The 16,857-nt window shown below is 61.0% G+C and carries 16 protein-coding genes; 12 read left to right on the top strand and 4 right to left on the bottom strand.

Annotated features, from left to right (window positions below):
* Window positions 1-768, top strand: a complete 768-nt coding sequence (locus tag ACHZCU_RS07635) for an SDR family oxidoreductase (RefSeq protein WP_319518297.1) — start codon at window positions 1-3, stop codon at window positions 766-768.
* Window positions 769-799: 31 nt separating this feature from the next.
* Window positions 800-1,705 carry an NADP-dependent oxidoreductase gene (locus tag ACHZCU_RS07630; protein WP_319518296.1) on the top strand — a complete coding sequence of 302 codons (906 nt, stop codon included), beginning with the start codon at window positions 800-802 and terminating at the stop codon, window positions 1,703-1,705.
* Window positions 1,706-1,732: 27 nt separating this feature from the next.
* Here the strand turns inward: ACHZCU_RS07630 and ACHZCU_RS07625 are convergent, their stop codons facing one another.
* Genes ACHZCU_RS07625 through ACHZCU_RS07610 form a run of 4 tightly spaced genes read right to left on the bottom strand, consistent with a single transcriptional unit; the run spans window position 1,733 to window position 6,591 of the window.
* Window positions 1,733-3,151, bottom strand: coding sequence for a M81 family metallopeptidase (locus ACHZCU_RS07625; RefSeq protein ID WP_319518295.1), 1,419 nt, complete (start codon window positions 3,149-3,151; stop codon window positions 1,733-1,735).
* 6 nt (window positions 3,152-3,157) lie between these two features.
* Window positions 3,158-4,147 carry a membrane dipeptidase gene (locus ACHZCU_RS07620; protein ID WP_319518294.1) on the bottom strand — a complete coding sequence of 330 codons (990 nt, stop codon included), beginning with the start codon at window positions 4,145-4,147 and terminating at the stop codon, window positions 3,158-3,160.
* Window positions 4,148-4,165: 18 nt separating this feature from the next.
* Window positions 4,166-5,611 carry an NAD(P)/FAD-dependent oxidoreductase gene (locus ACHZCU_RS07615; protein WP_319518293.1) on the bottom strand — a complete coding sequence of 482 codons (1,446 nt, stop codon included), beginning with the start codon at window positions 5,609-5,611 and terminating at the stop codon, window positions 4,166-4,168.
* 14 nt (window positions 5,612-5,625) lie between these two features.
* Entirely contained in the window at window positions 5,626-6,591 is a 966-nt protein-coding gene (locus tag ACHZCU_RS07610; protein WP_106306870.1) for a LysR family transcriptional regulator, read from the bottom strand.
* 119 nt (window positions 6,592-6,710) lie between these two features.
* Here ACHZCU_RS07610 and ACHZCU_RS07605 point away from each other — a divergent pair, with 119 nt between their 5' ends.
* The 10 genes from ACHZCU_RS07605 (at window position 6,711) to ACHZCU_RS07560 (ending at window position 16,784) form a co-directional block, all read left to right on the top strand.
* Window positions 6,711-7,721 carry a TRAP transporter substrate-binding protein gene (locus ACHZCU_RS07605; RefSeq protein WP_319518292.1) on the top strand — a complete coding sequence of 337 codons (1,011 nt, stop codon included), beginning with the start codon at window positions 6,711-6,713 and terminating at the stop codon, window positions 7,719-7,721.
* Between the two features lie 6 nt (window positions 7,722-7,727).
* Entirely contained in the window at window positions 7,728-8,249 is a 522-nt protein-coding gene (locus tag ACHZCU_RS07600; RefSeq protein WP_319518291.1) for a TRAP transporter small permease subunit, read from the top strand.
* On the top strand, window positions 8,246-9,535 hold the full coding sequence (locus tag ACHZCU_RS07595; RefSeq protein WP_106306877.1) for a TRAP transporter large permease: 1,290 nt from the start codon (window positions 8,246-8,248) through the stop codon (window positions 9,533-9,535). Before ACHZCU_RS07600 ends, ACHZCU_RS07595 begins: the two co-directional genes overlap by 4 nt.
* Window positions 9,532-10,020: a hypothetical protein gene (locus ACHZCU_RS07590; RefSeq protein ID WP_319518290.1), complete on the top strand. Its 489-nt coding sequence runs from the start codon at window positions 9,532-9,534 to the stop codon at window positions 10,018-10,020. Before ACHZCU_RS07595 ends, ACHZCU_RS07590 begins: the two co-directional genes overlap by 4 nt.
* Window positions 10,017-10,604 carry a peroxidase-related enzyme gene (locus ACHZCU_RS07585; protein ID WP_319518289.1) on the top strand — a complete coding sequence of 196 codons (588 nt, stop codon included), beginning with the start codon at window positions 10,017-10,019 and terminating at the stop codon, window positions 10,602-10,604. The genes ACHZCU_RS07590 and ACHZCU_RS07585 overlap by 4 nt, the downstream gene beginning before the upstream one ends.
* Entirely contained in the window at window positions 10,601-10,975 is a 375-nt protein-coding gene (locus ACHZCU_RS07580; protein ID WP_319518288.1) for a RidA family protein, read from the top strand. The genes ACHZCU_RS07585 and ACHZCU_RS07580 overlap by 4 nt, the downstream gene beginning before the upstream one ends.
* 4 nt (window positions 10,976-10,979) lie before the next feature.
* Window positions 10,980-12,110 carry a PLP-dependent cysteine synthase family protein gene (locus ACHZCU_RS07575; RefSeq protein WP_319518287.1) on the top strand — a complete coding sequence of 377 codons (1,131 nt, stop codon included), beginning with the start codon at window positions 10,980-10,982 and terminating at the stop codon, window positions 12,108-12,110.
* A gap of 250 nt (window positions 12,111-12,360) precedes the next feature.
* Window positions 12,361-12,951, top strand: a complete 591-nt coding sequence (locus ACHZCU_RS07570) for a sigma-70 family RNA polymerase sigma factor (RefSeq protein ID WP_319518286.1) — start codon at window positions 12,361-12,363, stop codon at window positions 12,949-12,951.
* 91 nt (window positions 12,952-13,042) lie between these two features.
* Window positions 13,043-13,996 (top strand): FecR domain-containing protein, encoded by a 954-nt coding sequence (locus tag ACHZCU_RS07565; RefSeq protein WP_319518285.1) that lies wholly within the window; start codon window positions 13,043-13,045, stop codon window positions 13,994-13,996.
* A gap of 139 nt (window positions 13,997-14,135) precedes the next feature.
* The gene (locus ACHZCU_RS07560) at window positions 14,136-16,784 is read left to right on the top strand and encodes a TonB-dependent receptor domain-containing protein (protein ID WP_319518284.1); all 2,649 of its coding nucleotides are present in this window, start codon (window positions 14,136-14,138) and stop codon (window positions 16,782-16,784) included.
* Window positions 16,785-16,857: the final 73 nt, after the last annotated feature.

The raw sequence follows: 16,857 nt of genomic DNA, 5'->3' as shown, positions 1-16,857 counted from the left end.
ATGACCGCGACGATCGATCTTGCAAAGGCGCGCTATCCCGATCTTTCCGACCGCCGTGTCGTCATTGCCGGCGGCACGGGCGATGTCGGCGAGGGCATTGTCCGCACATGGCTGAAGACCGGCGCGCATGTCATCGTGCCGTCGCGCACCGAAGGCCGGGTGAAACGGTTCCGGGAGGTTCTGGCTGAGGCCGGTGAGAGCGAAAAACTGTCTTTCGTGACCGGCGATTACACCGGTTTCGACAGTGCGCAGGCGATGGCCGAGCGTATTACCGCCGAGTTCGGCCCGGTCACGGATGTCATCGCCTCCATTGGCGGCTGGTGGCAGGGCAAGACCCTGTGGGAGATTTCCGAAAGCGACTGGCAGCGCTATTTCGTCGATATGTCGACGGCGCATGTCGCCACCGCCCGCGCCTGGATCAGGCGTCTGCCGCAGACGGGCAGCTATCAGCTTGTCCTCGGCGGCAGCGCGGTCGCGCCGGTCCCCGGCGCCTCGATCATCAATATGCAGCAGGCAGCCCTCTTCATGATGCGCCAGGTTCTTTCAGCCGAGGTTGGAAAGGCGCAACGCGTCGCCGCGCAGGTGCTGGGGCCGGTGATCACCCGCGCCAGGCTGCGCTACAATGACGACTGGGTTTCCAACGAGGAAGTCGGCCTGGTCTCTGCCGGCATTGCCGCCAATCCGGCGGTGAGCGACGAGGATTATTTCGCCTATGACAAGACCGAGATGCTGGAAGGCCTGCAGAAACTCGGCGTCTATCCGAAATAAACAGCAAAGCACGAGCTGAAAGGAAAAGATCATGAAAGCGGTCCAGTTCAGTGAATATGGCGAGCCGGATGTCCTGAAAGTGGTTGACGTGGACGAACCGCATGCCGGTCCCGGTCAGGTGCGCATCGCCGCGCGGGCGGCGGGCGTCAACCCGGCCGACTGGAAGCGGCGGTCGGGAATTTTCCGCGACTTCATGCCGCTGGAGTTTCCCCACACGGTCGGCTTCGAAGCCTCCGGCGTGGTGGACGAGGTCGGTGAAGGCGTAACCGGCGTTTCCGTCGGCGATGCGGTCTTCGGGCTCGGCAACCACGCCACGGCGGAATATGTCGTGCTGAAAAGCTGGGCGCTGAAGCCGGACGACATGTCCTTCGAAACGGCCGCAGCCCTGCCCGTGGCCGTCGAAACGGCCTGGCGCATTCTCGATCAGGTGCAAGCGAAAGCGGGCCAGACGGTGCTTGTCAGCGGCGCTTCCGGCGCGGTGGGCTCCGTAGCCGTCCAGCTTGCCCGCCATCGCGGTTTGACGGTGATTGCAACGGCCAGCGCGCGGAACCATGATTACCTTCGCAAACTGGGCGCAACCCCCACGACATACGGCCCCGGCCTCGCAGCCCGTGTGCGCGAACTGGCTCCCGACGGCGTGGATATTGCGCTCGATATCGCCGGTTCCGGCATCATCGACGACCTGATCGAGATCACCGGCGATCCGGCGCGGGTCATTTCCATCGCCGATTTTTCCGCATCCGATCGCGGCGCCCTGTTCTCGCCCACGCAGCTGAAAGAGCCCGGTATCGTATTCACCGAGGCCGCCCGGCTTTACACCGAGGGCGCATTGCGCCTCGATGTTCAAAAGACATTTCCGATGGAAAAGACCGGCGAAGCACAGGCGCTCAGCGCCGAAGGGCATGTGACCGGAAAGCTGGTGATTTCGGTGGCCTGAAGGATCATACCTCGCCCGGCGTGCGGCTCATGGAGCGCCATGGGCGGCGTCGATGCGCCTTGGTGATGAGTAGCCGCCGCTGTCGACCAGCACCAGAGCGCCGGTGGCCAGCGGCGTGTAGGAAGCGCGGAAATGGCCGATGGACTTCACCGCGATGAGGTCCATCTTTTCCAGATCGATCCCCTGTGAGATGAACGCGTTGACGTCGTAGGCCTGAATGCGGAGGCTGGAAACGAGAATGCGCGAGGGACCGATGGACAGCACCGCGCCGGGCCCGCCATAAAGCATCTCGCCTTGCATCATCGCGCCGGTATTGCGGTAACGGATATCGGCCAGCGCCTCGACACCGGCCGTAATCGTGCCGTCCGGAACGGCGATCCCAATCGTGCTGCCAGTTCCGGCCTGCCGTGCTGCGGTCACCAGTTCGGGCGCGACCAGAAAACCGAAGGCGAACGGTCTTTTCAGCGAAACGAGGGCGGGCAGAAGAGCGGTGACGTCGCCAAGTCCGCCGCCGCCCGGATTGTCGCCGATATCGGCGATGACGACGCGGCCGCGTGACAGGCCGTCACGGATTGCGGGCAGCGCGTCGTCAATGCCGGGAACGGGCGCCAGAAGGGCCGTGCGCCGTTCGTCGATGGCAGCACGCACCTTGTCTGCCACGGGCACCGCTTTCGTCTTGTCTGTCGTGGTCACCAGAAGACTTGTTCCCCGGAATGGCGCCATCGAGAACGGGAAGCCGCCAAGCAGCGTGACGTCGCCGATATCGCCGCCTTCCAGTCGATCCGTCAGCGCCGCCAGTGCGCTGAAGGGGCCATCGACGGTTTCCTGCCGGGGCATCGGCACCTGAAGGCCCATCGGGATGTGCACCGTCTTCCAGCTTTTGCCGGAGAGCGCCAGTTCCACCAACCGTTCGCCGCGCTCGCGCGTATCCGTATGCGGATAGAGCTTGCCGCCCAGCACGATATCGGCAGCCTCGATCAGGCCCGGTCCGGGATTGGCGTGGAAATCGAGCGGCACGGCGATACGGGCCGCGCTGCCGACCCTTTTGCGCACGGCGCGGGCGATATCGCCTTCCGGATCGTCGCGCCCCTCGGCCAGTAGCGCGCCATGCAGCAGCAGGAAGACGTGGCTGACGGGGCCTTCGGCAAGAAGCACGTCGAGGCTTTCCAGCAACTCCGCCTCAAGCATGGCAAAGTCGTCAGCAGCGATGGGGCCGCCCGGCAGGGCCGCCGTGCAAAGCCCGATCTCATATGGCATATCGGCCAAATCGAGTGCCGTCAGAACGCCGCCCATCCAGTTGCGGGTGTCGCGAAAGGCATCGGCCACGGCGCGGCCGCGCAAATGGTGGCGTTCGAGGAATTCCGCCCGACGCACCTGGAGCGGCGAAATGGCGCTGGCCTCATGGAAAAGCTGAAGAACGACAGCACGCCGGACGGGGCTGTTCATGGCCGTTTAACCCCAGGTTTCACCGAAAAGACGCATCCAGTTGCCGCCGAGGATTTTTTCGATCCGTGCCTCGCTCCAGCCGCGTCGCTGCATTTCCGCAGTAAGATTGGGGAATTCGTCGTTGCGGCGGATGCCTTCCGGCTTGGTGATCTTTGCCGAGCCGAATTCTGTCAGCGTGCGGCCGGTTCCCTTGTCCTTGTTGGCCCAGAGAAGCCACGGGCCGGGACGGGCCCGGTTGTGGTTGAAATCCGTACCGATGGCGACATGATCTTCGCCGACCAGACCGAGCGTATATTCCATGGCGTCGATGACATCGGCAACGGTGGCGTCATTGCCCTTTGCAAGGCCGGGCGCAAACAGCGACGTGCCGATCACGCCGCCCTTTTCGGCGCATGCCCGGAAAACGTCGTCCGGCTTGTTGCGCGGCACATCCTTCAGGCCGCGCGGCAGGCAATGGGTAATGGCAACGGGCTGTTTCGCGTAGTCGATCGTATCGAGCGCCGTCTGGACGCCGACATGGGAAAGGTCGATCATGATGCCGCAGCGGCGCATCTCGTCGACGGCCTCGCGACCGAACCCGGTCAGCCCGCTGTCCTTTGCCTCGAGATAGCCGGCGCCGAAGAAATTCTGGGTATTGTAGGTCAACTGCATGATGTTGACGCCGAGATCCTTGAAAATCCCGAAATAGTCGAGCCGGTCTTCCACCGGAGAGGTGTTCTGCCAGCCGAAAATAATGCCGACCTTGCCTTCAGCCTTTGCCCGGCGGATGTCGTCAGGCGTTTTCACCGGCATGGCGATGTCGGCGTTCTCCTCCAGCTTCTTCTTCCACATGATGACATATTCCATGCCGCCAACGAAGTTTTCCCAGAGAACCGACGAGGCGCTGATTGCCGTCACCCCGCCCTTTTGCGCCTCCAGCAGGATTTCACGGTTGAAGTCGGAGCATTGCAATGCGTCGATGACGAGTGATCGGGTATGAAGGTCGGTATCGGTCATGGAAGACATCCCATTGGTTCAGGCGGTGACGGAGAGATCGGAAGGACGCCATTCCTCGCCGGTCATGTCAGGCACATCGTAATTGCGGAAACGGGCGAGGTGAAGTTCGCCATCCTCGGCGAAAAGCGAGCGGACCAGGCCGGAGGCAAGCCGGCGCGCGCCCTCGCTGGAGGCCGGAATGCCGGAGGTCACCTTGCCGTGGCTGGGCACGGACGGGTAGGCGAAACAGGTCACTTTCGAAAGGGAAGGGCAGGCGCCCTTTTCGTTTTCGGTGAAGGCAAAATCGAAATCCAGATAGGGGTGGGCGGCAAGACCGGGATTGGCGGCGGCCTTTTCAGCGCCCATCACATCGCCCCAGGTGCGGATATGCGCGGCAAAGGAGGAAAGCTCAGGCCGCTGCGCCAGATCGATGCCGAAACCGGTGGCGAAAATGGCGATATCGGCTTCGAGTGTGCCGGCCGGCGTCACCACGCGAATGCCGTTTTCCGTTTCCTCCAGGCCGGTGACAGGAGCGCCGACATGCAGGAAGGCGTTTTCGTGGCGGGCAACCCGTTCGACGGAATGTTTCGGCGGCGGAACGGGAAAACGGTCGCCCTCGTTCATCAGTTCCCACTTGATGGTATCCGGCAGGCCGACATAGCCGGACGTCATGCCGCGCGAGCCGGTTCCGGTAAACTTGTCGATGACCGGAATGGCCGGGCGGCGCACCAGAAGGTCGAGACGCGCGCACCCCGCCTCGAGCGCCGTTGCTGCATTGTCCATGGCAGAAGCGCCGGCGCCGACAACGACGACCCGCTTGCCCTTCAGGGTCGCGGTGTCAAAGGTATCGGCAGAGTGGCAGACCTTGTCGCGCGGCAGGTGGCGGGCGATTGCGGGCAGGCGCGGCGCGCCCATGGCATCAAGACCGGTGGCGATGACCACGCGGCGGGCGAAAACCGCACCGTTAGAGGTTTCCAGACGCAGGAGCGCGCCTTCCGGCTCGATCCCGGTCACGGCGCAGTCATTCACGACATCGGCCCCGGTCATCGCCCGGAACCAGTTCATGTAGTCCATCCACATGGTGCGCGGGGCAAGATCCATCGCGTCCCAGGCATCGTCACCCCATTGCGCCTCGAACCAGGCGCGGAAGGTCAGCGCCGGTATACCCATGGCCGGTCCCGCCGCTTCCTTGACGGTGCGCAGCGTTTCCATGCGGGCATAGGTGATCCACGGCCCTTCACGCCCTTTTTCAGCCCGGTCGAACAGGCGGATATTGAAAATGCCTTCCATCTGCAGCGCCAGATTGGCGACAAGCCCGCACAGTCCCGCGCCGATAATGGCCACGTCGAGCACGGCGGCGCCGTCTGGTCCGGTCGTTTCCGGCATCCATGCTTTCGGCGGCAGGTTCAAAAGTGTCTTCTGCCGCTGAAGTTCGGTTTCGAGGGCGGCGAGGCCGGAAGCATGAGGCCCGGAGGATTGGGACATAGTTGCGTCCTTGTCTAGATACTGGCGTGGTCGAGCTGCCGGATGTCGGCGGGATCGTGAAACACGCAATCGGGGATAATGGTCGTGCAGGCCGTGCGGAAACTGTCGATGAAGGGGGTGATGTCACCGGGAAGCGTGCGCCCTGCCGCGCTGAACAGCCCCCATGTATAAGGCATCTCGTGATCGATCTGCCGGATCGCGGTGCCTTCGACGGGAATTCCGAAAGCGGTGACCGGATCGATGATCGCAATCCCCAGACCGGAGCGCGCCGCCATCAGGGCATTGAGCGATGAATTCGTCGCGAGTTCGGCTTCCGGCGAAAGTCCGGCCTCGCTGAAGACGCGGTTGATTTTCCGGCGGATGCGATACGTGTTGCCGACCGTCAGAAGCCGGGTTGCGGCAATCTCTGCCAGTGTAACCGGCGTATCCGTGTCGAACGGTCCGCCGGCTTCAACTGCTGCGACAAGGCGGGAGCGGCAAACCACCAGCGCTTCCAGCGCGGCATGTTCGAGCGGCAGCGCGGAAACGCCGAAATCGGCGGTGCGCCCGGTCAAGTTTCGGGCCACGTGTTCGGCGGTCATGCTCTGAATATTGACGATGCCGGGCAGGCTGTCCTTCATCCGTGCCAGCGCCGGGCCGAGCAGACCGCCGGCCATTGTCGGCGTGGCCGCGATATCGATGGCCGGAAGCCGCTGATCACGGATGGCGGCGGCCCGATCGCCGATCTGATGCAGGCCGGACATGAGGCGCTGGACCTCATCATAAAAGCGCAAGCCGCGATCCGTCGGCGAAATGCGGGGCCCGTTCCGGTGGAAAAGGGCAAAGCCGACGATCTTTTCGAGGTCTTTCACCAGACGCGTGACAGCCGGCTGACCAATGCCCAGCTGTTTAGCCGCGCCGGTCATCGAGCCATAGGCCATGGCCGCCTGAAAGGCCTCAAGCGCCTTGACATCGAAAATCTTACCATTCTCTATTGACATAATTTGCTAATCATTATCCAAATTATGAATATTGACAAGACCAGAAAGCAGGCCGGTCCGCAGATGAAGCAATGTCTGGCGTGACCGATACCCAAGAAGAGCCACAGAGGAGTTCCCGCATGTCTGTTATTGCCCGTTTCGTGGGGAGCGTCACAATTGCCGCTTCGGCCGTGTTCATGTCCCAGTCCGCTGGCGCCGCAGAGGTGTGGCGGCTCAGCTCGATGATGACCCCCGACAGTTTCGAGGGGCAGACCTACCAGAAGTTCGCGGATCTGGTGGATGAATACACCGATGGCGAAATCACGGTGCGCATCTATCCCAACGAGCAGATCGGCTCGATGGATTCCGTCGTGGAACAGCTCAGCCAGGGCATTGTGCAGCTTGCGCCCTCCGGCCTGTCCTTCCTGTCGCGCTGGGAAGACGGTATCCGCTATGCCGCAGCGCCGTTCCTGTTCGACGATTACCAGCACTGGTCGAACTTCGTGAACGGCGATCTGTTCCAGTCCTGGCTCGCCAGTGTCGAGGAAGAAGCTGATATTACCGTTCTTGGCAATATTCCCGATACGCCGCGCGGCTCCTTCCGCACGCTTCTGTCCAAGACGCCGGTTGAAACCGCCGACGATATCGAAGGGCTGAAATTGCGGCAGTATCAGGACCAGCTCGTGATCGACGCCTGGACCCATCTCGGCGCCGAGGTTCGGGTTCTGCCGTGGGGCGAGGTCTATGACGGCATCAACCGCGGCATTGTCGATGCGGTGACATCCCCTGCCGAACTGATCGAATCCATGCGCTTTTATGAAGTGGCGCCGTATATCATCCGCACCAACGAATATCCGCAGGCTGTGGCCTGGATGATGAATGCCGATGCCTGGAATGCGTTGACGCCGGACCAGCAGGACGCCATGCTGCGTGCACACAGCGAAGCCGCCGCCTATGGCCGGCAATTGCTCGACGACGCTTCGGCCACGCTTGAACAGGATCTGAAATCGAAGGAAGGGGTTACCGTGAATTTCGATTTCGACACCGCGCCGCTGGTGGAGAAAATGGCGACCTTCTATCAGCAGCGCGCCGATGCCGGTGAACTGCCGGAAGGCCTGATGCAGGCGGTGCAGGCCGCACGGCAAGAGTAAGCCCCGATGGGTGCGCTCAACCGGGCACTTGATCTGCTCGCCAGCCTCTTCAAGGGGCTGGCGACGCTTTGTCTTGCGGTCATGGTCACGCTCAATCTGTTCAACGTGATCTGGCGCGCGGTTTTCGATCAGGCGTTCGGCTGGGTGTTCTCGTGGACGCTGCTTCTGTTCATGTGGATGCTGCTGTTCGGTTTCTTTGCCTATATCCGCGGACGCCGCGATGTGGTGGTCGATATCTTCATGTCGCGCCTGAGCACGGTGCCGCGGCGGATCATGGGCATGTTCTCCTGTCTTGTCGGCATGGCGGTGATGGTGGCAATTCTGCGGGCAGCACCCGAACTGCTCGCCCTGCAGCGCGCGCCCATGGAAGGCACGGGGCTGCCGATTTGGAGCCGTTCCCTGCCGCTGTTCATTTCCGCAGCGCTGATCTTCGTGCATTTCCTTATCTTTTTCATCGAGATCGCCACCGGCCGGGTCGAGCCCTTTCCGCATGACAGCGAGCCCGTCGAACACGGAGCTGTCGAATGATACTCGGACTGATCGTTGTCGGCGGATTCATACTTCTGATGCTGCTCGGCGTGCCCGTCACGATTGCCATCGGGGCGAGCTCGATCATCGGTCTCTACTGGGCCGGATTTGGCGATATGAGCCTTGTCATCCCCCAGCAGATCCTGGACGGCGCCGGCAAGCCGGCCCTGATGGCCATTCCGTTTTTCGTGCTGGCCGGCAATCTGATGAACACGATCGGGCTGACGGATCGTATCTTCAATTTCTGTCTGGCGCTGGTCGGCCACTTCCGCGCCGGCCTGGCTTATGTGAACGTTATTGCATCGCTGTTGTTTGCCGGCGTTTCCGGTGCCGCTACCGCCGATATCGCCGGCCTCGGCCAGCTTGAAGTCAAGGCGATGCGCAAACGGGGGTATTCGCCCGAGTTTTCCGCAGCCCTGACGGTTGCGACCTCGCTGGTCGGGCCGATCGTGCCGCCTTCAATCAGCCTGATTGTCTATGCCTGGCTTGCCAATCAGTCGGTCGCCCGGCTGTTTCTCGCCGGTATCGTGCCCGGCATTCTCGTGGCGCTGTCCTTTATCGTCTATATCCGCGTCGTTGCGACCTGGACGCCGATGCCGCGCGAAAAGCGCGCGACCATGCGCGATCTCGGCCGTGCGACAATCGAGGGCGTGCCGGCGCTGATCGCACCCGCCATCATTCTCGGCGCAATCGTGTTCGGTTTTGCGACAGCCACTGAAGCCGGTGTGATTGCCTGCGGCTATTCCCTGCTGATCGGTCTGTTTTATCGCTCGATCCGCTGGAAGGGCATCTGGGATGCACTGGTCGAAAGCGCCATCCTGTCGGCCCTGATCATGATGATCATCGGCGTTTCGCAGATCATGGGCTGGCTGTTTGCCTTCGAACAGGTGCCGCAGTCCTTCGCATCCGGCATTCTGGACACGATCAGCCAGCCCTGGGTGTTCATGATGTTCACCATCGTGCTGCTGGTGGTGATCGGCTGCTTCATGGAAGCGACGCCGGCCAAGATCATCCTTCTGCCGCTTCTTCTGCCGGCCGCCGATGCGTTTGGCATCGACCGGGTGCAGTTCGGCATGGTGATCACGCTGGCGCTGCTTCTGGGGATCGCGACGCCACCACTGGGCGTCGGGCTTTATCTGATGTCGGCGGTTTCGGGGGTGCGGTTCGAGAAACTGGCGATTGCGATCCTGCCGCTGATGATCCCGCCGATCATCGTGCTGATCCTGCTTGCCACCGTGCCGGAGATCACGCTCTGGCTCCCCGATCTGATCATGGGACCGCAATGACGACATCACACGAACGCCCCGATACACTCGACCGCGCCGGCGCGCTTGCCGAAGACGGCGCCGTCTTTGCCCTGCGCGCGCAAAGGCCGGAATTCCTCAATGGCGCGGAGGATTGCCGCAAGGCGGTGCTCGCGCCCGACAATGATCTCGGTCTTTCACATGATCTCCGTCTTGCCATCGGCCGCCGTGTGGCGCTGACGGGGGGCAATGACCGGCTTCTTGCCGAATATCCGATGCCGGAAAGCGATGATCACCGCACCCTGGCATCTGGCGATATGCCGGAAGATGCAAGGCTTGCGGCCATCGCGGTGCATACCGACATGATTGCCACCGATCCCGGGGCAAGCAGCCGTGAAAGTCTCGACAGGCTTCTGGATGCGGGGCTTTCCGTGCCGCAGGTGATTGCCCTGTCCGAACTGCTGGCCTTCGTCTGTTTTCAGATTCGGGTTGCCCACGGACTGGCGCTTCTGGAGGCCTGTGCATGAGCGCGCCCGGCAATATCCGTATCAAGCCGCTGACCTGGCACCCGCATCTGCCGCCGGTAGAGGTCAGCGAGGCAACGCCGGAACAGCTTGAGGCGATGAAGGTGACGCCCTCGGCCAAGAAGGTTTCACCCTATGTGCGCACGCTGGCGCATGACCCGGAAAGCTATGTGGCGCGCACCACGCTGTTCAACGCGATCATGTATGCTGATGGCGGCCTGCCGCGCCCGGACCGCGAGCTTGGCGCCCTTGCCGCCTCGCTGGTCAATGGCTGCCGCTACTGCGCCAATGTCCATGCCCGCCAGCATATCCGGCTTACCGGTTCGTCGGCGACGATTGCGGCGCTGTGGACGCAGGAGCGCGACCGGCTTTCGCCGCGCGATGCGGCAATCGTGGATTTTGCCGAAGCACTGACGGCAACACCGCCGAAGGCAGACCGGAACCATATCGAACGGCTGAAAGCCGAGGGCGTGGATACGTTCGAAATTATCGACCTGATCCATGCCATCGCGATTTTCGGCTGGGCAAACCGGCTGATGCACCCGCTCGGTCATTCCGATCCCGGAGAAAAGGAAAAGCAGCAATGAAGGCCATCTCTACCGAAACCGCTCCGGCCGCCATCGGCCCTTACAGCCAGGCGATGCGTTCGGGCAATCTTCTGTTCGTTTCCGGCCAGCTTCCGCTCGATCCTGAAACCGGGGAAATCGTACCCGGCGGGGCCGTCGAGCAAATGCGCCAGTGCCTGAAAAACATCGCCGCGATTGCAGAAGGTGCGGGAACCGAGCTTTCCAGAACCGTCAAGACCACCATTCTTGTCACCGATCTTTCCGGTTTTGCCGACATCAATGCTGAATACGGCAAGGCCTTCGCCGATCCTTTTCCGGCCCGGGCCTGCTACGAGGTTTCGGCGCTGCCCAAGGGCGCAATGGTGGAAGTCGAAGCGGTGATCGAGATCTGACGTCATGGAAACGGATGTTTTTTCAGGTGATGATCTGCCGCTTGCCCTGCCGGAATGCGCCGGGCGTGAATGGGCGCGGCGCGCCATCGGCCTTTTGCAGGGCGACGCGCGCCGCTCGGCCGATACCCATCTGATCAAGCCGGTGTTTCCGGGGCTGGGCAATATCTCGGTCTATCTCAAGGATGAGAGCACCCATCCGACCGGCAGCCTAAAACATCGGCTGGCGCGTTCGCTTGTGCTCTATGGCATCTGCAACGGCTATATCCGCGAGGGCACGACGCTGGTTGAAGCCTCCTCCGGATCGACGGCGGTGTCGGAGGCCTATTTCGCCCGGATACTGCATCTGCCGTTCATTGCCGTCATGCCGCGCTCGACATCGGCGCAGAAGATCGAGGCGATCGAGCGCTTCGGTGGACGGTGCCATTTCGTCGAAAGGTCGGCGGAGGTCTATCAGGCCGCCCAGCAGATCGCGGCGGAAACCGGCGGCCATTATCTCGACCAGTTTACCTATGCGGAGCGGGCGACGGACTGGCGCGGCAATAACAATATCGCCGAAAGTATTTTCGCGCAGATGGAAAACGAGCCGCAGCCGGAGCCGGAATGGGTGGTGATGAGCGCGGGAACGGGGGGAACGTCGGCGACGATCGGCCGCTATATCCGCTACCGCAACCTGTCGACGCGGCTCTGTGTTGTCGACGTCGAGAATTCGGTCTTTTACGACAGCTATGTCAAAGGCGATCCGGCGATGACCTGCACGGCCGGTTCGCGGATCGAGGGGATCGGACGTCCGCGCGTTGAACCGTCCTTCATGCCGACGGTTATCGATCATATGATCCGGGTGCCGGATGTGGCCTCGCTTGCGGCGATGCATGTTCTGTCTGACAGGATTTTCCGGCGGGTCGGCGGCTCGACCGGCACGAATTTCTTCGGCCTTTGCCGGATTGCCGCGCAGATGCTGCGCGAGGGGCGCGAGGGATCGCTTGTCACGCTGATCTGCGACAGCGGCGCGCGCTACACCGATACCTATTACAATCCCGACTGGCTGAAGGACAACGGCTTCGAGTTGGGGCCTCACATCGACCGGCTGAATGCGTTTCTGGATACCGGAAAAACGCTCACTTCCTCGGCCGAGTGAGATGCGGAGCCAGGTCGCGTATCGCCGGCTGATTTTGAGCGATCTTCGGCACAGAGAACGCAAGACGGATCCCTGAAAGCACCACCGTTTGAATTTCGACCGGCTGTCTCAACGGTTTGGCCGAACGCAAAATGTTTTCCGGCAACCCGCTAAACGGAAAATTCATAAACTTGACGCTAGAAAAAAACATGATTTAAACAATCAACTTTCATGGTGCTCTCTTCCGTCGGGCGGCTGACCGTCCGCTCGGATGACGGGTGACATGAGTATACGGCATCTCAGACCTGGCCTGACGTCTGCTACGGGTTGCAAGGGACATTCGTTTCTTATGACTTCTTGGAAACAGCAACTGGCGCGGCTGTTTGCCATGCACAAGGGGCATGTCGAACAGATTGCATTCCGGCGCGTGCGCGATCGCGAGGTGGCAGCCGATATCGTGCAAACCGCTTTTACAAAGTTGCTCGCAAGCGGTGGCCGCGAGAGCGAAGAGGAAAATACGAAGATCTTGTTTACCGCCGTCCGGAATGAAAGTTCGAACTATTTGACTGGCAGCATGCGCCGGTCGAATATTCTGTCCGGCCTGACGCTGGAGCAGATGTTCAGGCAGCAACCGTCCTCACAGGACGCAATGGAAAGCGCGCAGGCGATGACGGCGCTTGAAGAAGCCCTTGGTGCATTGCCGGAAAGAACGCGGCATATTTTCATACGGCGGCGTGTCCACGGTGAAAGCAATGCCGTGATTGCCGCCGACCTTGGCATTTCCGTGCGTGCCGTTGAAAAGCATCTGGTGCGGGCGATGGAGCATTGCCGCTCCGCAGTTGAAGACTATTTTCTGCCCTGAGGCTCACACGCCGTTGATAAAGCGCCAGAACGGGAGAAACTGTCGGCACATGAACAGGGACGACGGGAAGCAAGAACAGGAAGACGCAGCGATGCAATCCATTATCCTGACCGGTGCTGACAGGAAGGCCGCCTATGAATGGCTGGCGTTGAGGGACGGGGAAACGGGACCGGAAACCGAGGCCTCGTTTCAGAACTGGCTGCGCCAGAGTCCCCGTAATCGCAAGGCCTATGAAGAGGCGAACAGGCTGTGGGCAATGTTGCGCACGCCGGCGCTGAATATTTCCGCCGCCAATGACTGTCGGCCCGAAACGCGCGTGCGAGCCGGACCCGCCTTCACGCCCTGGGCGCTGGCTGCCTCGTTTGTTTTCGCCATCGCTGTTGCGGTCTGGATGATTGATCCGGCATTCGTCCAGAACTGGCGCGCGGATATGAAGACCGCCTATGGCGAAACACGCAGCTTTTCGCTTCCCGATGGGTCTTCGGTCATTCTCGGGCCGGATGCCGCGCTTGTAAACAATTTTGCCGAAGGCGAGCGGCGTGACGTCGAGATCTTGCGTGGTGAAGCGTTTTTTCGGGTGAAGCACGGCCTTCCCACGCCGTTTGTTGTCGATGCGGGCAAAGGGCGTGTGACGGTGACGGGCACGGCTTTCGATGTCGACAGGATCGGCGACCATATTTCCGTGGTTGTCGAAAACGGTTCCGTCGATGTGTCCGGCAATGCGGGTCAGACGCGTTCGCTGACGCCGTCTGAAAAAGTATCGCTGGATGACGGCAGGCCCGGTGCGGTCAGCACCGTTGACCTTGGCCTCGAACTTGGGTGGATGACTGGCCAGATTTCCTTCGACCGTCAGCCGGTTGACCATGTGATGGCGACGCTTGAACGCTATCTGCCGGTCAAGATCATGATGCGGGGCGGAATTGGTGATCGTCTGGTCTCCGGCAGCTTCCCGACCGATGATCCGGAAGAGGCGATGCAGGCAATCGCTGCGGCCGTGGATGCACGCGTTAGGCACATAACTCCTTGGATTGTTATCGTTTTCTGACAATCCGGAGAGGTTGGATTTTTTTAGAAAAAACTTGAGTAAAAAAGTTCGCTTTTAGCGCGCTCGCTTGTTTTATCTGATGGAAGGCAAGAACGCCTTCTGCCGGAAACGGCAGATATAAACAGGGAATGCTCGCTTTATGGTGTATCGCGTATTGGGAAGACGGGGCGTCGTCTGTTTCGCCTCGCTGCTTTTGGCTTCGACTTCATTCGTTCCTCCCGCATCGGCACAATCTTCGTCCGGCAACACGGCTGTCGAGGCCGGGGTCTATGATTTCAATCTGCAGCCGTCTTCGCTTGCCTCCACCGTTGCCCGGATCGGCGCCGTGTCCGGCTGGCGGATCTTTTATGGCGGGAGCGTTCCCTCCGACACGCTGACCAATGCCGTCAGTGGCCAGTTGACGGTGACCGAAGCACTCGGGCGCGCGCTGCAGGGGACCGGCCTTCAGTATGAACTGACCGGCTCGCGTTCCGTCAGTATCGTTTCCGCAATGCCCATCGAAGACGACGTGTCGTATCTTGATGACGGCGTTTCCACCTTCCTTGATCCGGTCTATGTCACTACCGGTGCGGGCGGCGCTTCCGGCGCGGGCTTCATGGGCACGCCGGACTGGGTTTACGACACAGCCGGTTCGCTCAGCGTTGTCTCCCGCGATGCGATCCTTGCATCGCCATCACGCAATGCGCGCGATCTTCTCGACAATGTTGCCGGCGTCTACGCCAACCGCTCCAACGGGCAGGACCCGGGCATTTCCGTCAATATCCGCGGCCTTCAGGACCAGAACCGCGTCGTCACCATGGTTGATGGCGCGCGGCAGAATTTCCAGATCGCAGGTCATGGCTCCACATCGCGCGCCTATGTGGATTCCGCCTTCATTCGCGAGATCGATATCGACAAGATGGGCGGCTCCGGTGTCGGCGGAGCGGGCAATCTTGGCGGTTCGGTCAATTTCCGCACGCTGATTGCCGATGACGTGATCCTGCCCGGCAATGACTGGGGCCTGTCATTCAACGGCGCCAGCGGCTCGAACGAGTTCCAGTATGACGGATCGATCGTGGCGGCCACGCGGATCACCGACAATTTCTCGGTTCTGGGCGGCTACAGCCGCAAGAAGATGGGGGCTTACAATTTCGGCACCAATGGCGATGTGGAGATCAATCAGGAAACCACGATTGACGGCGTTTCGGTGTTCACCGGCTCCGAGGTCGAATCGAGCATTCTGAAAGGCGAGGCGTTTCTGGGCGATGACATCGACCTGACGCTGACCTGGCTGCGCAACAGCTCCGAATTCAGTACGGGCGGCTATATCTGGTCCGGCCCGCTGGAAGGTGGAACACAGGAATCCAGATACGGTGTTGTCAACAACACGGTAACGGCCAATCTCGGTTGGAACCCTCTGAGCGATCTCGTCGATCTCGATGTCAACCTCTGGTACAACCACCTGCAGAACGATCAGGAATTCGAACAAATGCTGATCGGCGTCATCCTTTCGGCGCCGGCTCATTATGAGCTCGGCACGATCGGCGGCAGTATCGACAATACCAGCTTCTTCGATACGCGGTTTGGCGACCTGACCGTCAATTACGGCATCGAAGGGTTTCACGATGATGGCGAGACGACCGTCGAAGCCGATTTTCCGCGGGACGAACTCACCGGTAATGAAGGGCTTACCGGGCCGAATCCGACCGGAACGCGCGATGTCTTCAGCGGTTTCGCCAGCGCCACGCTGGAGCCCACTGACTGGCTCTCGCTGACCGGTGGTCTTCGTTATGACTGGTACAGGATCAAGGGGATCGGGTCCTACGCATGGCATCGAACGCATCCCAGCACGTATGAATGTGAAAGGGTCTGGGATGCTTCGACCGATTCGTGGCGTCAGATATGCACAGGGGAACGGTCCTGGAAGGAATGGGTCAAGGAAGATGTTGACATTGACCGCTCGGACGGCGCGTTTCTGCCTTCCGTAACGGCGGCGTTCGGTCCGTGGGACGGTCTTCAGCCCTTTGTCCGCTATGCGAAAACCTTCCGCCCACCGACCCTGATGGAGCAGCTGTGGGGAGGCCAGCACTATATCGGAAGCTCACCGCTCACTTATGCGCCCAATCCGAGCCTGAAGGCTGAGAGCGCCGATACCTATGAGATCGGGGTCAATTATGCGCGCGACGGCTGGTTCCGGGGCGACGACAGTTTCAGGATGAAGGCTGTGGGCTTCTTCCGCGCGGTCGATGACTATATCGCGCTTGGCCACGTCTACAAGGATGTCAGCGACCGCGTTTATCAGTCCTTCGTGAACCTCGACGGCGCAAGCTACATGAAGGGCATCGAGTTCGAGGCCAATTACGATGTCGGCCGGTTTTATGTCGGCGCTTCGGCAACCGTTCTCAGCACCGATTATGCCGATACCTACACCTATCATGGCGAGAGCGCACATGGTTCGGGAACGATGGGGCAGCTCCATGATGGAGATGTGAGAAGTTCCGACACGCTCTATGCTCCGCCGACCTTCTACCTGACCATGGATGCGGGGCTGCGGTTTTTCGACGAGCGCCTGACCCTCGGCGGGCGGCTGACCCATTCTTCCGGCGGCAAGGCCGGTGAGCTGCGGGCCTATGATGTCGAGGATTACACGGTCTACGACATCTACGGCTCGTGGGAATTCAACGAGACTGCGGCACTGCGCTTTGCCGTCGATAACGTCACCAATCTTGCCTATGTGCCATCCATGGGCACCGCCGACCTGCCCGCACCGGGCAGAACCTTCACCGCATCGTTGAATCTGAACTTCTGATATTCCCCGGCCCGCGCCGGGAACAGGGATCCGTCTGTGGACGGATAATGCGAGAAACGCCATCAACTTGGAA

The sequence above is a fragment of the uncultured Martelella sp. genome (assembly GCF_963677965.2).
Taxonomy (GTDB): Bacteria; Pseudomonadota; Alphaproteobacteria; order Rhizobiales; family Rhizobiaceae; genus Martelella; species Martelella mangrovi.
This window is presented reverse-complemented; position numbering and strand designations above follow the sequence as displayed.